Origin of the sequence: Bradyrhizobium sp. C-145, assembly GCF_023375135.1 — a bacterium.
Taxonomy (GTDB): Bacteria; Pseudomonadota; Alphaproteobacteria; order Rhizobiales; family Xanthobacteraceae; genus Bradyrhizobium; species Bradyrhizobium zhanjiangense.
In genome coordinates this window covers 4,876,446-4,893,041 of the sequence record NZ_CP088150.1, presented here as the reverse complement: position 1 = coordinate 4,893,041, position 16,596 = coordinate 4,876,446, and the positions used below count along the sequence as shown (strand labels likewise).

16 protein-coding genes are annotated in these 16,596 nt (G+C 63.6%); 12 read left to right on the top strand and 4 right to left on the bottom strand.

The window, feature by feature from the left end; all coding sequences use genetic code 11:
* Positions 1 to 229 precede the first annotated feature (229 nt).
* The 4 genes from lepB to LRP30_RS22860 are packed head-to-tail and all read left to right on the top strand — an operon-like array spanning position 230 to position 3,130.
* On the top strand, positions 230 to 994 hold the full coding sequence (lepB, locus tag LRP30_RS22875; RefSeq protein ID WP_091893218.1) for a signal peptidase I: 765 nt from the start codon (positions 230 to 232) through the stop codon (positions 992 to 994).
* Positions 991 to 1,812, top strand: a complete 822-nt coding sequence (gene rnc / locus LRP30_RS22870; protein WP_128941351.1) for a ribonuclease III — start codon at positions 991 to 993, stop codon at positions 1,810 to 1,812. The genes lepB and rnc overlap by 4 nt, the downstream gene beginning before the upstream one ends.
* Positions 1,802 to 2,728: a GTPase Era gene (era, locus tag LRP30_RS22865; protein ID WP_128933343.1), complete on the top strand. Its 927-nt coding sequence runs from the start codon at positions 1,802 to 1,804 to the stop codon at positions 2,726 to 2,728. The genes rnc and era overlap by 11 nt, the downstream gene beginning before the upstream one ends.
* A gap of 21 nt (positions 2,729 to 2,749) precedes the next feature.
* Entirely contained in the window at positions 2,750 to 3,130 is a 381-nt protein-coding gene (locus tag LRP30_RS22860; protein ID WP_128941352.1) for a hypothetical protein, read from the top strand.
* 26 nt (positions 3,131 to 3,156) lie between these two features.
* On the opposite strand, the gene LRP30_RS22855 is transcribed toward LRP30_RS22860, so the two are convergent.
* Positions 3,157 to 4,110 carry an IS110 family transposase gene (locus LRP30_RS22855; RefSeq protein WP_128930866.1) on the bottom strand — a complete coding sequence of 318 codons (954 nt, stop codon included), beginning with the start codon at positions 4,108 to 4,110 and terminating at the stop codon, positions 3,157 to 3,159.
* 327 nt (positions 4,111 to 4,437) lie between these two features.
* Here LRP30_RS22855 and recO point away from each other — a divergent pair, with 327 nt between their 5' ends.
* The 5 genes from recO (at position 4,438) to LRP30_RS22830 (ending at position 10,878) form a co-directional block, all read left to right on the top strand.
* Positions 4,438 to 5,190 (top strand): DNA repair protein RecO, encoded by a 753-nt coding sequence (gene recO, locus LRP30_RS22850; RefSeq protein WP_249756392.1) that lies wholly within the window; start codon positions 4,438 to 4,440, stop codon positions 5,188 to 5,190.
* Positions 5,191 to 5,291: 101 nt separating this feature from the next.
* Positions 5,292 to 5,576 carry a hypothetical protein gene (locus LRP30_RS22845; protein WP_128933346.1) on the top strand — a complete coding sequence of 95 codons (285 nt, stop codon included), beginning with the start codon at positions 5,292 to 5,294 and terminating at the stop codon, positions 5,574 to 5,576.
* A gap of 61 nt (positions 5,577 to 5,637) precedes the next feature.
* A complete protein-coding gene (gene parC, locus LRP30_RS22840; RefSeq protein WP_249756391.1) occupies positions 5,638 to 7,896 on the top strand; it encodes a DNA topoisomerase IV subunit A in 2,259 nt (752 codons plus the stop codon).
* An 851-nt stretch (positions 7,897 to 8,747) separates the two neighbouring features.
* Positions 8,748 to 9,173, top strand: coding sequence for a DUF4440 domain-containing protein (locus LRP30_RS22835; RefSeq protein WP_128941354.1), 426 nt, complete (start codon positions 8,748 to 8,750; stop codon positions 9,171 to 9,173).
* Between the two features lie 298 nt (positions 9,174 to 9,471).
* Entirely contained in the window at positions 9,472 to 10,878 is a 1,407-nt protein-coding gene (locus LRP30_RS22830) for an FAD-dependent oxidoreductase (RefSeq protein ID WP_346016175.1), read from the top strand.
* 86 nt (positions 10,879 to 10,964) lie between these two features.
* On the opposite strand, the gene chrA is transcribed toward LRP30_RS22830, so the two are convergent.
* Together chrA and LRP30_RS22820 are read right to left on the bottom strand one after the other, a co-directional pair.
* Entirely contained in the window at positions 10,965 to 12,350 is a 1,386-nt protein-coding gene (chrA, locus tag LRP30_RS22825; RefSeq protein WP_128933350.1) for a chromate efflux transporter, read from the bottom strand.
* Positions 12,350 to 13,168, bottom strand: a complete 819-nt coding sequence (locus LRP30_RS22820; protein ID WP_164940024.1) for a chromate resistance protein ChrB domain-containing protein — start codon at positions 13,166 to 13,168, stop codon at positions 12,350 to 12,352. The genes chrA and LRP30_RS22820 overlap by 1 nt, the downstream gene beginning before the upstream one ends.
* Before the next feature lie 197 nt (positions 13,169 to 13,365).
* On the opposite strand from LRP30_RS22820, the gene dmeF reads away from it, so the two are divergent.
* The 3 genes from dmeF to LRP30_RS22805 all read left to right on the top strand — a co-directional run bounded on the left by dmeF (position 13,366) and on the right by LRP30_RS22805 (position 16,282).
* Positions 13,366 to 14,352, top strand: a complete 987-nt coding sequence (gene dmeF, locus LRP30_RS22815; protein ID WP_249756389.1) for a CDF family Co(II)/Ni(II) efflux transporter DmeF — start codon at positions 13,366 to 13,368, stop codon at positions 14,350 to 14,352.
* A gap of 79 nt (positions 14,353 to 14,431) precedes the next feature.
* On the top strand, positions 14,432 to 15,262 hold the full coding sequence (locus LRP30_RS22810) for an N-acyl homoserine lactonase family protein (protein WP_249756388.1): 831 nt from the start codon (positions 14,432 to 14,434) through the stop codon (positions 15,260 to 15,262).
* A gap of 141 nt (positions 15,263 to 15,403) precedes the next feature.
* Positions 15,404 to 16,282 carry a DMT family transporter gene (locus LRP30_RS22805; RefSeq protein ID WP_249756387.1) on the top strand — a complete coding sequence of 293 codons (879 nt, stop codon included), beginning with the start codon at positions 15,404 to 15,406 and terminating at the stop codon, positions 16,280 to 16,282.
* A gap of 98 nt (positions 16,283 to 16,380) precedes the next feature.
* Here the strand turns inward: LRP30_RS22805 and LRP30_RS22800 are convergent, their stop codons facing one another.
* A complete protein-coding gene (locus tag LRP30_RS22800) occupies positions 16,381 to 16,572 on the bottom strand; it encodes a hypothetical protein (RefSeq protein WP_128941361.1) in 192 nt (63 codons plus the stop codon).
* Positions 16,573 to 16,596 lie beyond the last annotated feature (24 nt).

Here is a 16,596-nt window from a genome sequence, read left to right as displayed (position 1 = left end):
AATTCGTTTGAAATACCAAGGTCTTATGCAGTTTTGATGCGATCCTTGATTGCGTGGTCTTCGACAACGGTCTAAAAGTCCGCCGACGCAAATCAGGCTGGGTGAATTCGGCTTTACGCCGGAATTGGCCCTCACTATCAGAATCAGGACAATCTCCTTGGGCCGCGAACCGATGGGCTGTTCGCGGGAGGAGGGCGCTCTGTGACCGCCGGCCGGAATTGAGAGAGCAATGAGCGTGACTTCGGGAACGAAAACTGAGAGCGGCGTCGGCGAAACGATCCGGGTCGTGATTCACGCTCTGCTGATCGCGCTGGTGATCCGCACGTTCCTGTTCCAGCCGTTCAACATCCCGTCTGGCTCGATGAAGGCGACGCTGCTGGTCGGCGACTATCTGTTCGTCTCGAAATATTCCTACGGCTATAGCCACTATTCGATCCCGTTCTCCCCGCCGCTGTTCTCCGGGCGGATCTGGAGCTCGGACCCGAACCGCGGCGACATCGTCGTGTTTCGCCTGCCCAAGGACGATTCCACCGACTACATCAAGCGCGTAATCGGTCTTCCCGGCGACCGCATCCAGATGCGGGACGGTCTGCTCTACATCAACGACACCCCGGTCGAGCGGCAGCGCATGAGCGAGTTTGTTGGGGAGGATCCGTGCGGCTCCGAAGGCGGCGGCATCTCCCGGGTGAAGCGCTGGAAGGAGACGCTGCCGAACGGCGTGTCCTACGAGACGCTGGACTGCGCCGACAACGGCTACATGGACAACACCAACGTCTACACGGTGCCGCAGGGCCACTTCTTCATGATGGGCGACAACCGCGACAACTCGACCGACAGCCGCTTCCTCGGCCAAGTCGGTTATGTGCCGCAGGAGAATTTGATCGGCCGCGCCCAGATGATCTTCTTCTCCATCGCCGAAGGCGAGCATGCCTGGATGTTCTGGCGCTGGCCGTGGGCGGTGCGCTGGAATCGTTTCTTCAAAATCGTTCGATGAAAGACGAAGCCAAGGACATCGCGACCCCACCGACGGAGGCGCAAGGCGCCCCTGATGGCGAAGCTGCGACCAAAACGCCGGCGAAGAAGAAGCGGACGCGAAGCAGCAAGGCCAAGGGCACTGATGCGAACGCGGCGCTCGAGGCGCGCATCGGCCACAGCTTCACTGATCCGAACCTCCTGATGCAGGCGATCACGCATGTCTCGGCGCTGAAGTCCGGGCGCAAGCGCGGCGACAGCTATCAGCGACTGGAATTCCTCGGCGACCACGTGCTCGGGCTGGTCGTCTCCGACATGCTCTACCACGCCTTCCCGAACGCCGACGAAGGCGAGCTGTCGAAGCGGCTTGCCGAGCTCGTGCGCAAGGAGAGCTGCGCCGACGTCGCAAAATCGCTCGGCCTCGTCGACGACATCAAGCTCGGCTCGGTCGGCCCCAGCGCCGACGCCCGTCTGCGCAAGAGCGTGCTCGGGGACATCTGCGAGGCCGTGATCGGCGCGATCTTCCTCGACGGCGGCCATGCGGCGGCAGCCGAGTTCGTCAGGCGCAACTGGACCGAGCGCATGCACAAGCCGCGCCGTCCCTTGCGCGACCCCAAGACCGTGCTCCAGGAATGGGCGCAGGGGAAGGGGCTGCCGACCCCGGTCTACCGCGAGGTCGAGCGCACCGGCCCGCACCACGATCCGCAGTTCCGCGTCGCGGTGGACCTGCCGGGATTGGCCCCGGCCGAAGGCATCGGCGGCAGCAAGCGCGCGGCAGAGAAGGTGGCAGCTTCAGTGATGATCGAACGCGAAGGCGTCGGCGGCGGCAATGACGGCTGAAGCAAGCGGCGAGGCGCCCACCGCGACGCGCTGCGGCTTCGTTGCGCTGATCGGTGCGCCGAATGTCGGCAAGTCCACCCTGGTCAACGCGCTGGTCGGGGCCAAGGTCACGATCGTCTCGCGCAAGGTGCAGACCACGCGCGCGCTGATCCGCGGCATCGTGATCGAGAACAACGCGCAAATCATCCTGGTCGACACGCCCGGCATCTTCCTGCCCAAGCGCCGGCTCGACCGCGCCATGGTCTCGACCGCCTGGAGTGGGGCGCACGACGCCGATCTCGTCTGCGTGCTGCTCGATGCCAAGACGGGTATTGACGAGGAGGCCGAGGCGATCCTCGCCAAGGCGGCCAGCGTCAACCACGAGAAGATTTTGGTGATCAACAAGGTCGATCTGGTCCAGCGCGAGAAGCTACTGGCGCTGGCGCAGGCCGCCAACGAGCGCATGAAGTTCGCGAAGACCTTCATGATTGCGGCAATCTCAGGCGACGGCGTCGACGACATCCGCACGACGCTGGCCGAGATGGTGCCGCCAGGCCCGTTCCTCTATCCCGAGGACCAGATGTCGGACGCGCCGATGCGGCAGCTGGCGGCCGAAATCACGCGCGAGAAAATCTATCAGAAGCTGCACCAGGAATTGCCCTACCAGTCCACGGTCGAGACCGACAAGTGGGAGGAGCGCAAGGACAAGTCGGTGCGCATCGAGCAGACGATCTTCGTCGAGCGCGAAAGCCAGCGCAAGATCGTGCTCGGCAAGGGCGGCGCCACCATCAAGTCGATCGGCGCGGACTCGCGCAAGGAGCTGATGCAGATCTTGGACGTGCCGGTGCATCTGTTCCTGTTCGTCAAGGTGCGCGAGAACTGGGGCGACGATCCCGATCGCTATCGCGAGATGGGGCTGGACTTCCCCAAGGAATAGCCAAGCAAAGATCGGTATCCGATGAGCGTGCCCAGTAACGTCCGGCGCTTCGAAGCGCTGCTCTATGCATCGTTGATGCTGGATGCCCTGTCGGTCGCGGTGCAGGACCGCACGCCCAATGCCGAGACGACCGAGCAGATGATCATGACGGCGACGCTGCTCGCCGGCGGCATGATCTTGCTGCTGGTCTATTTCGTTTGGCTCGCTGCGCATTGGCGTAAGAACTGGCCGCGCTGGGTGCTCGCGGCAGCCCTCGTGCTGTCAGTGATCTCGCTCGGCCAGATCATCGGCGAGAAGGGCATGCAGCTCGACAGCGCCATCGAGGTCGTCTCCTGCGCGCTGACCACGATGGGACTGTATTTCTCCTTCACCGGGGATGCGCAGGGCTGGTTCAACGCGTGAAGTTTCACGCGGTGCCGTAGCAACCATTAAACGCCGAGGAGTTTTTCAGTCCACGGCGTTCCGCGTTGCACGACGGTGTTGGCATAGATGAGCAGCTTGCGCGCGCATGCGATGAGAGCGGCATTGTGAGCCTTTCCGGCCGCAGTCAGGCGGGCATAGAGGGCCATGACGGCCTTATTCCAGCGGAAGGCCGCAGGCAGGGCTGCCGCAAACAGAGAGCGACGCAGGCGAGCGCGGCCGCCGGCGATACGGCGTTGGCCCTTGTACTGCCCGCTATCGTTGTCGAAGGGAGCCAGCCCGGCAAGGGCTGCGACTTCCTCCCGGCTGACACGGCCGAGTTCAGGCATGCGGACCAGGAGGGCCAGTGCCGTGCGCTCACCGATCCCGGGAATGCTCATCACTAGGTCAAGGCGGACAGCGAGATCGTGGTGAGCGCGTAGTTGCTTGGCGATGTGACGGATTTGGGAGAGCCGCCTTGCCTTCAACCGGGCAATGTCATCCAGCACGATGCGGCGTAGCCCAGGCTTATCGAGATGCTCGAGCCGGGTCTTGAAGCGCTTGATGTCGTCCTCGATCTGCTCGAGGAAGGTGAGCTGCTCGGCGAGCTCCGCCAAGCGCGGATCCGGCGCACTCCTCACCTCTTCGAGCGATGCCGCGCAGGCAGCAATCAGCGCGGCATCCAGCGTATCGTTCTTGGCGCGACGCAATCGGGAGCGGCCGAACGCCTTGACCTGGATCGGCTGCAGCACCAGCACGATGACGCCGGCCGCACGCAAATGCTCCACTACCCCACGCTCGTAACCGCCGGTCGCTTCGATCCCGACTCGCTTGACGCCAGCTTTGGTCAGCAGTTGCACCAGCTTCCGCCAACCGGGAAGGTCGTTGGCGACCTCCCAACCCTCGTCTCGACCATGAACTACAATGTCGAGCTTCGCCTTGGACGTATCGATTCCCGCTGTCGTCGTGCTAGTCTGTGCCATCTTCGTCGACCCTGCCTTGTGAAGCGAACCTGATTGTTCCGGCAACCATCCGGGTCCGATGAAGGTGCTGGCGCGATCCTGCTACGGGGCAGCCACAAACTGCTCAGGGTGGGCGCGATCCGATCGCCAGCGGCCTGCCGCGGGTTGCAGCCGCGGCAGGCCATTCCTCACGGAACACGCCGACAATATCTGATTGCGCTATTACAAGGGTGGGCAAAGGCGCGCCCTTGCGCGCCGTGCCCACCAAGTTTGGCCATGGATCAAAATCGGTGGGCACGCTTCGCTTTGCCCACCCTACGGTCCCTCGAATGGGCTACACTTCCTCCCATGGAATGGACCGACGAAGGCATCGTGCTGGGCGTGCGGCGGCATGGCGAGTCGAGCGCCATCGTCGAGCTGCTGACGCGCGCGCATGGCCGCCATCTCGGTCTCGTCCGCGGCGGCGCCGGCTCGCGGATGCGGCCGCTTTTGCAGCCGGGGAACAGCGTCAGTGCGGTGTGGCGGGCGCGGCTCGACGAGCATCTCGGCACCTATGCGATCGAGGGATTGAAGCTGCGCGCAGCGACGCTGCTGGCATCGTCCCACGGGGTCTACGGCGTCACCCATCTGGCCTCGATTGCGCGGCTGCTGCCCGAGCGCGATCCGCATGAGGCGATCTTTGCGCTGCTCGAACATTCGCTCGACGATTTCGACGATATCGGCGGCGCCGCCGTGCACGTCATTCATTTCGAGCTGGCGATGCTCGCCGAGCTCGGCTTTGGGCTCGCGCTGGAAAATTGTGCGGTGACCGGGGAGACCACGGACCTGATCTATGTCTCGCCCAAATCCGGCGGCGCGGTGTCGCGCGGCGCGGGCGAGCCGTGGCGCGACCGGTTGCTACGCCTGCCGCCATTCCTGCGCCAGGGCGAGGTGCAGACCGATCTCACCGAGCAGGATCTCCTGGACGGTTTTCGGCTCACCGGTCTGTTCCTGCTGCGCCACGTGCTGGAGCCGCGCGGTCAGGGCCATTCCGACGCGCGCGCCGGCTTCATCAACGCCTTGATGCGGCAGCAGGCGAGGGCGGCAATCCCGGCGCCATGATGAAATCGCGTTTCTGCCTTGCCAGCCAGCATAGATTTTCCGGGAACCAAATCAGGCCGGCCGGAATTGGCTCGCGGGTTCCACAATGGGGGACAGCCTAAATGTTGATCAGGGGATTCGCCTTATCCGCGGCGCTGCTCGCGTTTGCGCCTGATGCAATGGCCGGCGAGCCGCAACCTGGCGTATTTCGCCGGGCGTCCTGCACGGTCGTCCGGTACTATGTGGCCAAATATTCTGCTGCGGCCGCAGAGGCATGGGCGCGGTCCCACGGCGCGACCGAGGCCGAAATCGACGCCGCCCGCCGCTGTGTGACCAATGCGCCGCCGGCTCAATCCCCTGGCCAATCCAAGACCCAGCCTGTGACAGCCGGCTGGGCCGGCCAGTAGGCCGCCCACAGGGAACCAATCGATCCTTGCCCGATTCGCTTCCACGGTTTAACCGGGCGGCATGGGAAAACGAATCGTTCCGCCGGAAGAACCGGCCGAAATTCACGAGGTGCCGCTGCGTGACGCGCTGGAAGAGCGCTATCTCGCCTATGCGCTCTCCACCATCATGCACCGTGCGCTGCCGGACGCACGCGACGGCCTGAAGCCGGTGCACCGGCGCATCCTCTACGGCATGCGCCTGCTCCGCCTCGACCCCGGCACGGCCTTCAAGAAATCCGCAAAAATCGTCGGCGACGTGATGGGCTCGTTCCATCCGCATGGCGACCAGGCGATCTACGACGCCATGGTGCGCCTTGCGCAGGATTTCTCCTCGCGCTACCCGCTGGTCGACGGCCAGGGCAACTTTGGCAATATCGACGGCGATAATCCCGCCGCCTACCGCTACACCGAAGCGCGCATGACCGACGTCGCGCGGCTTCTGCTCGAGGGCATCGACGAGGACGGCGTCGAATTCCGCGCCAATTACGACGGCCAGTCGAAAGAGCCGATCGTGCTGCCGGGCGGCTTCCCGAATCTGCTCGCCAATGGCGCGCAAGGAATCGCGGTCGGCATGGCGACCTCGATCCCGCCGCACAATGCCGCCGAGCTGTGCGATGCCGCGCTGCATCTGATCGAGAAGCCCGACGCGAAATCCAAGGCGCTGCTGAAATGGGTCAAGGGCCCGGATTTCCCGACTGGCGGCATCTGCGTCGATTCCAAGCAGGCGATTGCGGAAGCTTACACCACGGGCCGCGGCTCGTTCCGCGTCCGCGCCAAGTGGCAGCAGGAGGAGGGTGCGCGCGGCACCTGGGTGGTTGTCGTCACCGAGATTCCGTATCTGGTGCAGAAGTCGCGGATGGTCGAGAAGATCGCTGAGCTGCTCGACCAGAAGAAGCTGCCGCTGGTCGGCGACATCAGGGACGAGTCGGCCGAAGACGTCCGCCTCGTCATCGAGCCGAAGTCGAAGAACGTCGATCCCGCCCTGATGATGGAATCGCTGTTCCGGCTGACCGAGCTCGAAAGCAAGATTCCGCTGAACCTCAACGTGCTGATCAAGGGCCGCATTCCCAAGGTCGTGGGGCTCGCGGAGTGCTTGCGCGAATGGCTCGATCATCTGCGCGACGTGCTGATCCGCCGCAGCAACTACCGCAAGGCGCAGATCGAGCACCGCCTGGAAGTGCTTGGCGGTCATCTCGTCGCCTATCTGAACCTCGACAAGGTGATCAAGATCATCCGCACCGAGGACGAGCCGAAGCCGGCCCTGATCAAGGCGTTCAATCTCACCGAGATCCAGGCGGAGGCTATCCTCAATATGCGTTTGCGCAATCTGCGCAGGCTCGAGGAAATGGAGATCCGCAACGAGGACAGGGATCTCCGCAAGGAGCTAAAGGGCATTGAAGGCGTGCTCGCTTCCGAAGCCGAGCAGTGGAAGAAGGTCGGCGAGCAGGTCGGCAAGGTCCGCGACATGTTCGGACCCAAGACGCCGCTCGGCAAGCGCCGCACCACCTTTGCGGATGCACCCGAGCACGATCTCGCCGCGATCGAGGAAGCCTTCGTCGAGCGCGAGCCGGTGACGGTCGTGGTCTCCAACAAGGGCTGGATCCGCACCATGAAGGGGCATGTCGAGGATCTCTCGGGCCTTGCCTTCAAGCAGGACGACAAGCTCGGCTTCGCCTTCTTCGCCGAGACGACGTCGAAGCTGCTGCTGTTCGCCACCAACGGAAAATTCTACTCGCTCGACGTGGCCAAACTTCCGGGCGGCCGCGGCCATGGCGAGCCGATCCGCCTGTTCATCGACCTCGAGCAGGAGGCGGCGCCCGTTGCGCTGTTCGTGAACAAGGGCGGACGCAAATTCCTGGTCGCGAGCCACGAGGGCCAGGGTTTTGTCGTCAACGAGGACGATTGCGTCGGCACCACCAAGAAGGGCAAGCAGGTCCTCAACGTCGACATGCCGAACGAGGCGCGTGCGATCACCGAGGTGCTTGGCGACACCGTCGCGGTCATCGGCGACAACCGCAAGATGCTGATCTTCCCGCTCGACCAGGTCCCGGAGATGGCCCGCGGCCGCGGCGTGCGCCTGCAGAAATACAAGGACGGCGGCCTCTCCGACGTTGCGGTGTTCGACGCCAAGGCGGGCCTGACCTGGAAGGACTCCGCGGGTCGGGAATTCTCGGCGACCATGAAGGAGCTGGCCGAGTGGCAAGGCACCCGCGCCGATGCCGGCCGCCTGCCGCCGAAGGGTTTTCCGAAGTCGAATAAGTTCGGCCGGGTGATCGGGTAGGGCGGTCCCGTGTCCCGGACGCGCTGCAACGCTTTTCGCGTTGCTGCGCAGAGCCGGGACCCACGCTGCACGGATTGCTCGGAGACATGGGCCCCGGCTCTGCAGCGCACCGCTGAAGTAGCGCTGCACTGCGTCCGGGGCACGAGAGAGCGTGAAGCGAGCACCTGTCTTTCCACCGTCATTGCGAGCGCAGCGAAGCAATCCAGAATCCCGCCGCGGAAAGACTCTGGATTGCTTCGCTGCGCTCGCAATGACGGAGCAAGCCGGGAGGCCATCGCTCTGCAATTCACATTTCAAATAGCGCGCGAGCGTTCGCATTCCCGCGGCGCATGTCGCCCGAGTTTTGCTCCAGGTGCACCCTCGAAAAAGACAAGGGCGCAGGGAAGGCCGGGCGCCGACTGGCACCCGCAGGTCCGTGCGCTGTAGAAATGCACACGGGTGGACCACAGGTGATGCCGGTCGCCCGGCCTTGGTTTTAACGGTGTCCTTCGTGCTCTCTCCGGGGAGCGATGCACTATTGCCCCCGTCGCCCTGCAGATGGCTGATGTGCGGACCCGGTTGGGTCGCAGGCATCACCGCAGGACTTGACGCACAGACCCCGGGCGTCAGGACCACACGACTTCTCCGTCCGCGCACGTCTCCGCTGGGACTTCGAGGGCTGGCGTGTGCTCGCCCCCGAAGCCATGCGAAGACGCTGTCCGCGTCGTGTCGTGCACTTAGTTCGTCAATATTTCTTACAGTAATTCCCCGGAGTTGCTGTTTCGTCAAACACGGTCTGGGATGCGGCATTGCATGCTCTGTGGAGCAACAGCCGCGCTGCATTCGAATCGTACATTGAGTTGGAGACGATCATGCGCAACATCGTATTGGTGATGGCATTCGTGATCTCGCTGTCGACTCCGGCTTTGGCTCAGAAGCCCGAGATTGAAGCGATCAACAACAAATTTGTCGAATTTTTCAACAAAGGCGATTTCCCTGGCATTGCGTCGCTCTATAGCGCTGATGCGATCGCCATGCCGCCCGGTTCTTCGATGGCGCGGGGCCGAGCAGCCATCGAAGTCATGTGGAAAAGCATGGCGGAACAAGTCGGCGACCCGAAGCTCACGACTGTTGATGTGAAGGCGCTCGGCCCTTTGGCGGCACGCGAGATCGGCACGTTTGCTCTGAAGACCAAAGGGCCGACACCGCAGGAAGTGACTGGGAAGTACGTCGTTGTTTGGGAAAAGGTCGGAAATGACTGGAAGCTCGCCACCGACATATGGAACGAGGGCAAGTAGGCCAGTCGGCGTACGTGTCTGTTGTTGACCCATCAGCGAAGTGGCGGCGGTTCTCATTGAGGTCCGTTTGGTGGGGCATAACAGACGTGATTTGCTAACGCTGACATCACCGATCAATGGGCTCACCTGTGACATCCGGCTCCGAAGGCAGGCTGAGAGCTTTGAACCTCCCGTTCGCCACGTCGACCTATATCTTGAAGAACCATGCGCGCATGAGGATCGTCGTCGTTTCGCCGGGAGGAGATGATGACGATTCCGCGCGACTTCCGCGGTCGGCCGAACTCTAGGGGGAGAACGGATGAGCAAAATCCTAATTTGCGGCGGAGGCGTGATTGGATTGTGCACAGCGATGATGCTTGGTCGCGATGGCCACCGAGTCACAGTCCTAGAGGCTGACCCGGCCGATCAACCTGCGGCGCCCGCCGAGGGATGGAATTCGTGGGAACGTCCGGGAGTTGCCCAATTCAGGCAACCTCATAACCTCAGTTCGCGATTTCGGATGATCAGCGATCAGGAATTGCCGGGGTTGACTGATGGTCTGATTCGAGCCGGTTGCGTTTGGGTGGACTATCTGGACAGTCGATCTCTTCCCCCAACCATAGCGGATCGGACGCCGCGTCCGGGCGACGAGGCCATACGCTTCGTCACCGGTCGGAGGCCCATTATTGAATGCGCCGTAGCTGCAATGGCGCAAGTGGCACCTAACGTGACCATTCGTCGGGGCACCAAGGTTCGCGAACTGATCACGGGCGCTTCGGCGATCCGAGGTGTGCCGCACGTTGCAGGGGTACGCACGACATCTGGCGAAGAGATTCGCGCTGATCTGGTAATCGACGCCATGGGACGACGAAGCGCGGCCTGCGATTGGATCGTCAGCGCGGGTGCCCGTAGCCCGATCGAGGAATGCGAGGATAGCAACTTCGCTTATTTTACGCGGTATTTCTCGGGGCAACGGCGGCCTCGCAGGACGGGACGTGCACTCACGCCGATGGGCTTGTTTTCGATCCTTACGCTGGACGGGGACAATGACACCTGGTCGATCACTTTGTATACCTCGTCGAAGAACAAGGCGATGCGAGCCTTGCGCGATACGGCGACATTCCATCGCGTCGTCTCCGCATGTCCGCGGCAAGCCCATTGGCTCGACGGCGAGCCAGTAACGCCCGTCCTTCTGATGACGGGAGTTGTCGACCGATACCGGCGGTTTGTCGTCGATGGTCGGCCGGTCGTCACGGGATTCGCCGCTGTAGGTGATGCATGGGCGTGCACCAATCCGTCCGCTGGACGCGGCTTGAGCGTCGGCCTCCTACACGCGCAGGTGCTCCGTAATGTTGCCCGCCGACACATCGACGATGCCGGAGCTTTCTCCCGGGAATACGACGCTGACACCGAAAGCCAAGTCGGTCCGTTTTATCGAAATCAGATCGCCGCGGACCGCGTTCGGATCGCCGAAATGACAGCTCTGGAAGAGGGCATGCCGATGCCCGCGCCCAACCCAGTCATGGCCAAGCTTCTGGTGGCATCATCCCAAGACGCAGACGTGCTCCGTGGCCTGATCGAAATCGCAATGTGCCTTGCGCTGCCTCAGGACGTCATCGCTAGACCGCATGTAGCCGCAAAACTGGCCGAGTTGGACGGCTGTCAATTGCCGCAAGACCCCAGCATCGTCGATCGACAACGGATGGCAGCGCTACTGGATGGCTGATCCTAGCGAAGCCAGCCACACTTCCGCGCGTGGTCATGGGGAGCACCGCTCGTCGCGAAACATTCGTTTCTCTTGCTAACCATGCTCTAGATTACCCCCGCCAGCCGTAGCGCCACGCCGGCGGCGCTGCTGCCCGCAAGCACCGTGAGCATGCCGAGCTTGAAGCGGAAGATCGCGGTGGCGGCCGCGATCGACAGCACCAGCGCCGGAACATCGACGCTCGTCAGCACCGGCCTGTCGAAGTCGAATGGAAACGCGTGCACCGGCACGGTCTCGCGGAACAGCGTGTGTAGCGCGAACCAGATCGAGAGGTTCAGGATCACGCCGACCACCGCGGCGGTGATCGCGCTGAGTGCGCCGGCCAATCCCGTATTGCCGCGCAGGCGCTCGATATAGGGCGCGCCGACGAAGATCCAGAGGAAGCAGGGCGTGAAGGTGACCCAGGTCGCGAGCAGTCCGCCGAACGTTGCTGCGAGCATCGGCGACAGGCCGCTTGCGTCGCGATAGGCCGCCATGAAGCCGACGAACTGGAGCACCATGATCAGCGGGCCCGGGGTGGTCTCGGCCATGCCGAGGCCGTCCAGCATCTCGTGCGGCTTCAGCCAATGATAATGCTCGACCGCCTGCTGCGCAACATAGGCCAGCACGGCATACGCGCCGCCGAAGGTGACCAGCGACATTTTTGAGAAGAACAGCGCGATCTGGCTGAAGACGTTGTCCTGACCGAAGGCCGCGAGCAGCGCCACGACTGGCACGAGCCAGAGCGCAAGCCACAACGCACCGACACGGATCGCGCGCCCGGTGTTGGCACGCACATGCTCGGGCACGGCTTCGCCGAGCATGCTGTCGATCGCAGCATTGTTGCCGCCATGGCCGTGACCGGCCGGCGCGAATTCCGGACGGCCACTTCTGGCGCCGGCATAGCCGATGATGCCGGCAGCGATGATGATGATCGGGAAGGGCACCGCGAGGAAGAAGATCGCGACGAAGGCCGCGGCCGCGAGCGCGATCATGATGCGGTTCTTGAGCGCGCGCTTGCCGACGCGCACCACAGCCTCGACGACGATGGCGAGCACGGCGGCTTTCAGCCCGAAGAACAGCGCCTCGACGAAGCTGACATTGCCGTAGGCGGCGTAGACGTAGCTGAGGCCCATGATGGCGATGATGCCGGGCAGGATGAACAGCCCGCCCGCCATCAGCCCGCCGGCGGTGCGATGCATCAGCCAGCCCACATAGGTCGCCAGCTGCTGCGCCTCCGGTCCCGGCAGCAGCATGCAGTAGTTCAGCGCATGCAGGAAACGGCCTTCGGAGATCCACTTCTTCTCCTCGACCAGGATGCGATGCATCACGGCGATCTGGCCCGCGGGCCCACCGAAGCTCAAGGACGCGACGCGCAGCCAGACGCGAAATGCCTCATTGAAGCTGACGCCGTGACCGGCGTCAGCTCCTGCTTGAAGGTTACGGGTATCCATTACGCCTTCACCTTGTTGGTCGGCCAGTTGTGGGTCTCGGCCGTGGCATCGCGGCACCAGCGGTAGAAGGCGTCGTAGAGCAGCATGCCGGCCTCGAGCTGTTCGAGGTCATCGTCATACATGCGCGACAGTCCGAGCGAGGCCGCGAGCAGGCCCGGCGCCTCTGGCGCGAGATCGGGCCGCGCGGTGTCGGCGCCGCGCACCAGCGTCGCGAGCCGGAGCAGGGCAGGCGAGGCGATCCCGAATTCCTCGATCATGACGTCGAAGGTACAGAGCTCGCCGCGGTGGCTCCAGAACACGTTCTCGATGTCGAAGGGAGCTGCATTGAACCGCTCACCGACGCCGACCACCTCGGACGGTGTCACATACAGGAACACCGCGTTGGGGTCGACAAAGCGACGGATCAGCCAGGGGCAGGCAATGCGGTCGATCTTCGGCCGCGCCCGCGTGACCCAGACGGTGCGCCCCCTCGCATCGCGCGGCGGCAGCTTGCGCGTGTCGAGCAGCGGCAGCTTGGCTGCCTTCCAGCCCTCGAAGCCGCCGTCCAGCGTCTCGGCCTGGACGCCGAGCTGGCGCAGCCAGGCCGCCGTGCCCTGTGCGAGCTTTTCGCCGCGCAGGCACGCGACGATCGCCCGGCGGTCGGCGAAGTCGCGGCCCCAGTCCTGGACCTTGTCGTGGCTGAGCTTGATCGAGCCGGGGATCAGCCGCTGATCAGCGGCAAAATCCTCCTCGGTCCGAACATCGATAAGTGCAGGGGCATTGGCCGTGCCGATCAGGCGCGCCAATTTGTCGGATGATATGGTCGTGAAAGTAGACATGATGCGTCCTCGCAAAAACCAAACGGGACGCGATACTTGGGCATGTCGCCTCGTGGGGAGATCGCTCAAATCCCCATGGCGCAGATTACAGCGAAACTAAGCTGGACTGTCAATCCACTGGACGATTGGGCCTTAGAAAATCGGACCCCGGCGGTCTATACTGCGCGCCGACAGCCCTGAATTTTCTGGAGAATTCGATGCACTCGCACTCCATCGAGCAATGGACCCACGACCACGCCTTCCTCGGCGACAAGCACGAGGAGAACGAGCGGCGCACCTGGCTCGTGGTCGTCCTGACGCTGGTCATGATGGTCGGTGAGATCGTCGCCGGCTCGCGGTTCGGTTCCATGGCGCTGCTCGCCGACGGCTGGCACATGGGAACGCATGCGGCCGCGCTCGGCATTGCGGCGTTCGCGTATCGTTTCGCGCGCCGGCACCTCGGAAATGCGCATTTCACCTTCGGCACCGGCAAGTTCGGCGATCTCGCCGCCTTCTCCAGCGCGATCATCCTGGGCCTGATCGCGGTCGAGATCGCCTATGAGAGCGTGCTACGGCTGATCGCCCCGGTGCCGATCGTCTATGGCGAGGCGATCGCGGTTGCCGCGCTCGGCCTGTGCGTCAACCTCGCCAGCGCGTGGCTTTTGCGCGGCAGCCACGATCACCACCATCACGGCCATGATCACGGCCATAGCCACGCGCATGATCATCGCGATGATCATGACAACGACCATGATCATCATGGCCATCACCACCATCATCATCACGACAACAATCTTCGCGCTGCCTATGTGCACGTCATGGCTGATGCGGCGACCTCGGTGCTGGCGATCGCAGCACTCGTCGTCGCGATGTATTCAGGCTGGATCTGGGCCGATCCAGCCGTCGGCCTGATCGGCAGCGTCGTGATCGCGAGCTGGGCGTTCGGCCTGATCAAGTCATCAGGTGCGGTGCTGCTCGACGTGCGCGCCGACGAGAAGCTGGAGCGGGTGATCCGGGCGCGCATGGAGATCGGTGACGACCGCGTCACCGATTTGCACCTGTGGCAGGTTGGCCCCGGCCATTGTGCCGTGCTGCTCTCGGTGGTGTCGGACCAGCCGAAGCAGCCGGCCGTCTACAAACGGCGACTGGCCGGACTGAAGGGCCTCAGCCACGTCACGGTCGAGGTCGAGACCTGCCCGCATTGACGGGCTTTACGGGAATTCCGCGAACGGGCCGGGGTTGATCCTCGGTCGTGGCCTGCATGGCTGTACGGGAGGAACAACAATGATGCCCAGGATGAAGTTCGCGCTCGCCATTGCTGCACTCGCTCTGTCCAGCCCTTCAGCGCTGGCACAATCGGAAAAGACCGGCGTCGAAAGGCTCTACGTGCTCAATTGTGGCGAGGGCACCGCGGGCGACATCTCGCGCTGGACGCCCGGCCTGAACGAAGGCAAGACGATGGACTTCGTCGACACCTGCTATCTCATCAAGCACAGCAAGGGCTGGTTCCTGTGGGACACCGGCATTGCCGATTCCGTCGCCGCGATGCCGAATGGGCTCGTGCCCGCCGATCCCAAAGCCGTCACCTGGCGCCGGCCGAAGACGCTTGCCGCCCAGCTCGAGCAGCTCGGCGTCAAGCCCGCCGACATCAAGGCGATGGCGGTTTCGCACACGCATCCCGATCACACCGGCAATGTCGAACTGTTCCCGCAGGCCACGCTCTATGTGCAGAAGGCCGAATATGATTGGCCCGCCGCCAACAACGAGCCGCGCTTCAAGCCGTCACATCCGGTCGAACTGCTAGCGGGCGATAAGGACGTGTTCGGCGACGGCAGCATGACGATCCTGTCGACGTCCGGCCACACGCCGGGGCACCAGTCGCTGCTGGTGAAATTGCCGAAGACCGGCGCGGTGATCCTGTCGGGCGATGCCGTGCATTTCAAAGACAATTGGGACAATCGCCGCGTGCCCAGCATGAACGTGAGCAAGGACCAGACCGCGGCCTCGATGCAGAAGATCGCCGACACGCTCGCCAAGGAAAAAGCCCAGCTCTGGATCAACCACGACAAGGCCCAGCGCGCCAGCCAGAAGATGGCGCCGGAGTTTTACGAGTAGAGCGTTTTCCAGCGAAGTGGACACGGTTCGCGCCAAGAAAACGCGTCAAAATAAGAACTGGGTGCGTGACGACGCTGCTGCCATGATGCTGGCAGCAGCTGCGTGCTAGGGCCCGCGAAAGCTCCGCAACAGGAGATGATCGTGGGCGAATGGGCCGGGGTTGCGATCGCGCTGGCGTCGAGCAGCCTCGGTGGCACGGCGGCGGCCATTACTCGCTATCTCGTCGGCGGCGCCGATCCCATCCTGCTCGCGATCCTGCGCTGGGGGATCGGCTTTTTCTGCCTCCTGCCGTGCGCGCTGATGCTCGGCGTGCGCTGGCCGCAGCGGCCCGATTGGCCGGCCGTGGCGCTGCTTGGCGTCTGCTTCTTCGGCCTGTTTTTCATCCTCTACAACATCGCGGTGTCCTACACGACCGCCGCGCGCGCCAGTCTTGCGCTCGCGACGTTGCCGCTCCACACCATGGTGGTCGGAGCGCTGCTTGGCGTCGAGCGGCTGATGGCGCGCAAGATCACCGGGGTCGGCATCGCCGTGCTCGGCGTGGCCGCGGCGCTGGCCGCGGGCCTGGCGCAGAGTCCGCCAGGAGCCTGGCGTGGCGAATTGATCATGACCGCGGCCGTATTCTGCATGGCTTTCTACAACGTGTTGTCGCGTCCGCTCATGCAGCGATCGAGCGCGCTCGGCTTTCTCACCGTCGGCATGGGTGCGGGCGCCGTCGTGCTGGTGCTGGCGGGTCTGGTGAAGGGCAGCTTCGCGGCGCTCGATCACTTCGCGACGGCGCAGTGGATCGCCGGCATTTATCTGGGCATTGGCGGCGGTGCGCTCGCCTTCATCCTCTGGGTCATGGCGCTGCGGCGGGCAACGCCGACCCGCGTCGCCAACACCATGACGGTCAATCCGATCGCTGCCGCTCTGCTGGCGGCGCTGCTCATCGGCGAGCCGATTACGCCCAATCTGCTTGTCGGCCTGATTGCGGTGTTCGCCGGGATCTGGATCGCGACCAGCGAGACGAAGCCGCCCTAAAGCGCGATGAGCCTAGGATGAATCGTCACCGCGCTTTAGGTTTTTGTTTTGAGCATGATCTTTTCGGAAAACCGCTGCACACTTTTCCGGATCATGCTCTAGCTCCGCGGGACGGTTGCCGCGGGCGGACTCGCTTCGGGCGTCTTCTTCGGCTTCAGCGTGCCGGCATAGAACGAGAGCAGCCATACCAGCAGGATGGCGAGGAGATAGACGCCCCAGGCCTGCGGCGGCGTGGTCGCCCAGCGCAGGAGGCCTTTGAATGTGCGGGGCGGGCCGGCGTCTTCGCTCATGGCCCGCTTGTGCGTGAAAGTGGC

Excerpts from the sequence above, each read along its gene's own strand:
- LRP30_RS22845 (WP_128933346.1), top strand. The coding sequence starts at position 5,292 with ATGTTGATCAGGGGATTCGCCTTATCCGCGGCGCTGCTCGCGTTTGCG.
- lepB (WP_091893218.1), top strand. The coding sequence starts at position 230 with ATGAGCGTGACTTCGGGAACGAAAACTGAGAGCGGCGTCGGCGAAACG.
- LRP30_RS22835 (WP_128941354.1), top strand. The coding sequence starts at position 8,748 with ATGCGCAACATCGTATTGGTGATGGCATTCGTGATCTCGCTGTCGACT.
- dmeF (WP_249756389.1), top strand. The coding sequence starts at position 13,366 with ATGCACTCGCACTCCATCGAGCAATGGACCCACGACCACGCCTTCCTC.
- LRP30_RS22820 (WP_164940024.1), bottom strand. The coding sequence starts at position 13,168 with ATGTCTACTTTCACGACCATATCATCCGACAAATTGGCGCGCCTGATC.
- LRP30_RS22855 (WP_128930866.1), bottom strand. The coding sequence starts at position 4,110 with ATGGCACAGACTAGCACGACGACAGCGGGAATCGATACGTCCAAGGCG.
- era (WP_128933343.1), top strand. The coding sequence starts at position 1,802 with ATGACGGCTGAAGCAAGCGGCGAGGCGCCCACCGCGACGCGCTGCGGC.
- parC (WP_249756391.1), top strand. The coding sequence starts at position 5,638 with ATGGGAAAACGAATCGTTCCGCCGGAAGAACCGGCCGAAATTCACGAG.
- LRP30_RS22830 (WP_346016175.1), top strand. The coding sequence starts at position 9,472 with ATGAGCAAAATCCTAATTTGCGGCGGAGGCGTGATTGGATTGTGCACA.
- recO (WP_249756392.1), top strand. The coding sequence starts at position 4,438 with ATGGAATGGACCGACGAAGGCATCGTGCTGGGCGTGCGGCGGCATGGC.
- chrA (WP_128933350.1), bottom strand. The coding sequence starts at position 12,350 with ATGGATACCCGTAACCTTCAAGCAGGAGCTGACGCCGGTCACGGCGTC.
- LRP30_RS22810 (WP_249756388.1), top strand. The coding sequence starts at position 14,432 with ATGATGCCCAGGATGAAGTTCGCGCTCGCCATTGCTGCACTCGCTCTG.
- LRP30_RS22860 (WP_128941352.1), top strand. The coding sequence starts at position 2,750 with ATGAGCGTGCCCAGTAACGTCCGGCGCTTCGAAGCGCTGCTCTATGCA.
- LRP30_RS22800 (WP_128941361.1), bottom strand. The coding sequence starts at position 16,572 with ATGAGCGAAGACGCCGGCCCGCCCCGCACATTCAAAGGCCTCCTGCGC.
- rnc (WP_128941351.1), top strand. The coding sequence starts at position 991 with ATGAAAGACGAAGCCAAGGACATCGCGACCCCACCGACGGAGGCGCAA.